Origin of the sequence: Gloeothece verrucosa PCC 7822 (genome assembly GCF_000147335.1) — a bacterium.
GTDB classification, from domain to species: Bacteria; Cyanobacteriota; Cyanobacteriia; order Cyanobacteriales; family Microcystaceae; genus Gloeothece; species Gloeothece verrucosa.
The window spans coordinates 646,915-652,796 of the sequence record NC_014533.1 but is presented as its reverse complement, the minus strand read 5'-3'; the positions used below and the strand labels follow the sequence as shown (position 1 = coordinate 652,796).

At 42.2% G+C, this 5,882-nt stretch carries 2 protein-coding genes; one reads left to right on the top strand and one right to left on the bottom strand.

What is annotated here, in order from left to right; translation table 11 throughout:
- Positions 1-105: 105 nt before the first annotated feature.
- Positions 106-621 carry a pentapeptide repeat-containing protein gene (locus CYAN7822_RS40575; protein WP_425365350.1) on the bottom strand — a complete coding sequence of 172 codons (516 nt, stop codon included), beginning with the start codon at positions 619-621 and terminating at the stop codon, positions 106-108.
- Positions 622-963: 342 nt separating this feature from the next.
- Here CYAN7822_RS40575 and CYAN7822_RS40570 point away from each other — a divergent pair, with 342 nt between their 5' ends.
- Positions 964-5,850 (top strand): beta strand repeat-containing protein, encoded by a 4,887-nt coding sequence (locus CYAN7822_RS40570; RefSeq protein ID WP_425365349.1) that lies wholly within the window; start codon positions 964-966, stop codon positions 5,848-5,850.
- Positions 5,851-5,882 lie beyond the last annotated feature (32 nt).

Sequence of the window (5,882 nt, the reverse complement as noted above, 5' to 3'; positions counted from 1 at the left end):
AATCTTCCTGATGACGTTGAAAATCGTATTGAAGCCAACAAAGATTTTCAGATATATACCCCTCCAATTTCGTCACCGTTACTGGCTGATCAAGTTTTAGCACCTTCAATACAAATACCTAAAGTCTTTCTCAATACTACCATCGGGCATAATGGTATTATCGACAATAATTCCTTGGACATCGAACATAAAACTAAAAAATCTGACATCTTTGAGATTAGCTCCGCTCAAGTTGATAAATGGCGCTCTAGCGTTGAACAATTGCGCTCTCATGAGCCTAGCATACATGAAGTTAACTTCAGTGACATTAGCCCTAGTCAAATCAGCTTCGATCAAGTTAGCTCCTTCAAGAACAGCACATTGCAGATCGGCCTCAACCAATTTGGCCCTTTCAAGGTTAGCTTGCCTCAATCTAGTACCTCTCAAATTAGCCCGACTCAAGTCGGCATCACTCAAATTAATCCCAGTCAAATCAGCACCAATCAAGTCAGCGTCTCGCAAATTAATTCCCTGAAGTCGAACATCAATCAACTCGACTTCTCTCAAACCAGTACCACTAAAATCCCGCTCACCGGCAGCGTATCGTTCCAACAATTCTTGGGCAGTTATTCTCAAACTCATAATTACACATCTAATTTATTTGCCAATATCTATAATACTGCTCTCAATTTTTGGAATAATCTCTTTTTAATTTCTAGTCCCTTTGAGATCAATTTTGAGGTTACAAATCTCCCCACTGGCCAACTCGCGGAAACTCACATTACTAAATTTGACTCTTCTGGTCGTCCCATCGCCGGAACTATTGCTATCGACGAGGATGCTAATTCTTTGGGTTGGTTTATCGATTCTACGCCTTTTGAAAACAGCGAATTTAACCAATCTCTGAGCAATTGGGCTTTAAAAGCCGCTTCTAACTCAGAAGCTTATGGCAAATACGACTTACTCACCACGATACTTCATGAAATGGGACATTTAGCTGGCTTTATCTCGGGATGGAGCGGCTTTGATAGCTATATTCAAATGATTAACGGCTCTCCAGTCTTTGTAGGTGATAATTTCAGTGCCCAATTAACGAGCGATTCCTCACACCTCGATACTACAGCTTATCCTTATGATCTGATGAATACAAGGTTAGCCCCAGGTATTCGCAAACTTCCCTCAAATATCGATATTCAAATCCTCAATCTGGCTCGTCACGCTAATCTAACTAACACTCCAATAAACGGCCTCAACGCACCTTTAACCGCCAGTCCACTGATCGCGGTTCTCAATGGTGACTTTGATATTACTAATAACAACGATCCTAATTATGGTTGGTCAACCCGAGGCTCGACAGCAATTGTTAATGGACAAGCGGTTTTAAGAGAAACTTCTCCTCTATTGAGCAATTTCTCTCAAAGCTTTGTTATTCCACAAGGCGCTAAAACCCTTCAGTTTACCCTCGTCAACAGTGACCTAGATAGCAGTACCCTAGCCCCCGGCGATGCTTTTGAAGCGGCTTTACTGGATGCGAATACCCTTACCCCACTGGTGGGAACCGCAAGCGGACTGACTCAAACAGACTCTTTCCTCAATCTACAATCTACTGGAAAAGCATACTTTAGTCCAAAAGTCAAGATAAACGGGGCAACTACTTCAGGGGATGTAATCGGTCTTAATTCATCTCGCACGGTTAAAGTAGATTTAACGGGAATTAGTGCCGGTACGGTAGCTAAACTCTACTTTGATTTACTCGGTTTTGGAACAAAAGAAGGTTCTGTCACTATTGATAATGTTGTGATTCTCAGTGAAGGGGATCAACAAGTCCCTCCAGTGGCCAATAGTGATACTAGCACAACCCTTCAAGCCGCGCCGGTAGTGATCAACGTTTTGGCTAATGACACCGATGAAGATGGAACTATCGACCCGACCTTCGTACAAATTGGACAAGCTCCCACGAACGGAAATGTTTCACTCAACCCTGACGGAAGTTTTACTTATACCCCCAATGGAGGGTTTGTCGGTACTGATAGCTTTAGTTATTCGGTTGGAGATGATCAGGGAATTCGTTCTAATGAAACTACAGTAACGGTTACAGTTAATAACGCGCCTCCCGTTATTACCAGTGTAGAAGCCGATCAAAATGTAGAGGCAGGGACACCAATTAACTTTAGTGCTACCGCAACCGATCCCGGCAACGATGCGTTAACTTATACTTGGAATTTTGGCGACGGTAGCGATCCAATTACGGGCCAAACGGTAACTCATACTTTTGTTAATAATGGCTCCTATATCACCACTCTAACGGTTACAGATACGAATGGCGGCAGCGCAACCCAAACCTTAACCGTAAATGTCAATAATTCTGCTCCCACAATTACCAATGTTTCGAGTCCTTCAACCGTCAATGAAGGAACCCCGGCAACGTTTAGTGCCACAGCAATCGATCCCAATAATGATCCGTTAACTTATAGTTGGAACTTTGGTGATAATAGTGACCCCGTTTTCGGTCAAGTGGTTAGTCATACCTTTGCGGATAACGGGACTTATACCGTTACCTTAACAGTTACCGATACTCAAGGCGAGACAGCACAGCAAAGCAAAAGTGTTACCGTTAATAATGTTGCTCCTTCAGTCAATGCGGGTTTAGACTTTGCCTCTTCTGAAGGAGAAACCGTCAGTTTCAACGGTAGTTATACTGACCCTGGTATTTTAGACACCCATAGCATTGTCTGGAACTTTGGAGACGGTACTACAACAAGCGAGAACTTAACTCCTACTCATACTTATACAAATAACGGAACCTATACAGTCACGCTTAGTGTAATAGATTCTGATGGAGATATCGGTACTGATACCCTCACCGTTACAGTCAACAATCTGGCTCCTACTTTAACCAATGTAAACGGACAAACTACTCTTAATGAGGGAAGTTCTGCTAACTTTAGTGCGACAGCAACTGATCCCGGCAACGATGCGTTAACTTATACTTGGGATTTTGGTGATAATAGCGACCCCGTTAATGCGGCTTCGGTTAACCACATTTGGGCAAATAATGGCGAATACACCGTATCTTTAACCGTGACAGATGCTGAGGGAGCATCCACCAGTCAAACTTTATTAGTAACAGTTAATAATGTCGCCCCTGTGGTGTCTGCGGGATTAGATCAAACCGTCTCCGAAGGCCAAGCAATCACCCTTAATGGTAGTTTTACAGACCCAGGTATTCTAGACACCCATACAATTATCTGGGATTTTGGAGACGGAACAACCCTCAGTAATCAACTTAATCCTACTCATGTTTATGCTAACAGTGGGGTCTATGTAGCTACTTTACAAGTGACTGATTCTGACGGAGGAACCGATAGCGATACCGTCACAATTACAGTTAATAATGAAGCACCGACAATCACCAATATTACTGGCGATCTAACTCCTTCTGAAGGTTCAACGGCTAACTTTAATGCTATCGCCAATGATCCGGGTAATGATGCGATTACTTACAGTTGGAATTTTGGGGATGGTAGCGATGCAGTAAACGGACAAAATGTTAATCACGTTTTTGCTGAAAATGGAATTTATCTGGTGACTCTTAATGTACAAGATTCAGAAGGGGCACTGACCACCAGAAACTTAGAAGTCAATGTCTCTAATGTCGCTCCTACAGTAGAAGCCGGATTAAATCGCATTGTATATCAGGGTCAACCCATAAATTTTGAGGGTCGTTATACAGACCCCGGTATTTTCGATACTCATACTTTTGTCTGGAATTTTGGCGACGGAACCAGTAATACAGACTCATTGACACCTACTCATATTTATGCTAATGGAGGAGCTTATACAGTTACCTTGACGGTGACAGATGATGACGGAGGAAGCACGACTGACGAGTTTACGGTTAATGTGAAGCCGCTTCCTAGCTTAACCATTAATGACGTTACCTTAGTAGAAGGGGATAATAACACCACGAATGCAATCTTTACTGTCAGCTTATCAGAACCCAGTAGTGAAACCGTTACCGTAGATTTTGCCACCAAAGACGGAAGTGCAAACTCATCGCTGGATTATGCGGCAACGGCGGGCACTTTAACCTTTGCCCCTGGTGTAACGAGTCAGACAATTGCTGTTGCTATTGTTGGCGATATTGAGGATGAATTTGACGAAAACTTCTTGGTGGTTTTGAGTAACCCATGTTTAGCGACTTTGGGAGATAATCAAGGACAAGGGACAATTATTGATAATGATGCTGCACCTACCCTATCGGTGGGAGATATTTCCATTACTGAAGGTGATAACGGTACTGTGATCGCTAACTTTAATGTGACGCTTTCTGCTGCTAGTGGCAAAACTATACGGGTCAATTATACTACCGCCGATGATACAGCCTCTTCTGGACTCGACTACACAGCCACAAGCGGCACCCTTTCCTTTGCCCCCGGACAAACTTCACAAACGGTTGCTGTACAAATTCTCAATGATCAACTTGATGAGTTTAATGAAAGTTTCCTACTCAATTTGACTGAAGCGACAAATGCTACTCTAAGTGATGGGGTTGCTGTTGGTACGATTATTGATAACGATAATGAACCCGCTTTAACTGTTAGTGATCAAACTATTACTGAAGGGGACAGTGGTACACAAATCGTTATATTTACGGTGAGTCTTTCTGCCGCTTCTGCTAAAACAGTCAGTGTAAATTATGCCACTGCTGACGGTACAGCTACCGCACAACTTGATTACTTAGCGGCAAGCGGAACATTGACTTTTGCCGCCGGAGAAACCAGTAAAACCATTTCCGTAACCGTTAAAGGAGATCTTCTGGTGGAACCTGATGAAACTTTTAAGCTCAATCTAAGCAATCCTATTAATGCTATTTTGAGTAAAGCTCAAGGAACTGGAACTATCGTTAATAATGATCAACCCCCTGCCTTTACGATTAAAGCGGAAGGAACTGTCACAATTAACGGAGGTGGCGATTTTGATGGAAATCCACTAATTACTGAAGACGATGCTCTTATTTATGCGGGTAAAGGATTTACCTTTAACGGTAATATCACTTTACCGGTTCTGCGAGATGCTCAGGGTAATGCAATACTAGATAATTCTGGTAAGCTGATTTTGGTAGATAGGGCGGTTACGGTAGCTCCTAATTACACCGTTAGCAATGCCACTACTCGTCAATATGGTAATCTCATTCCACCTCAAGTAATTGAGCAACAGACGGTCAATGTTCCCGCTTATACAGATATTTTAAATCAGGAATTAACGAGTAGAATTCCCACAGCAACACCTACTGTTATCTTCAATTCTCAACAAAATCCCCTGAATAATGCCTCAGATTGGGCTACGAAGTTCCCCCCAGCCGGTACGCCTTCTGCGCCTACTGTGGTTCGTGTTACTAATGGCGGCTTAACGATTCCTAGCGGCGTAAATATCAGTAATTATGTAATTATTGTGGAAGGAGGAGATATTAATTTTAACGGTCAAGGTCATAACCTCAACAATGTAGTTTTAATTGCTAACAACGGTAATGTAAATCTAGCTAATGTTCAGTCTTGTAATTTATCGGTATTTGCTTCTGGCTCTATTAATATGAATGGAGGAGCGCGTTTTTCGGGTTCGACTTTATTAGCTAATAGCAGTAATAGCGGTAGTATTAACTTTAATGGGGCTACCACAACCACCGATGCAAACAGTCAATTGCGGGTTATTGCTCAAGGTTCTATTGCTTACAATGGTGCAGCCAATACCCGAGGCAAGTTCTTAGCGGCTAAAAACTTTACTTACAATGGCAATTCAACCTTATTTGGTTCTATTGAAGTTAAAGGCAATATAATTTTTAACGCTGGTTCTACTGTTATCGGGATTTGAAAAAATTAATTAAACAGTTTTTGTTTTTCTTT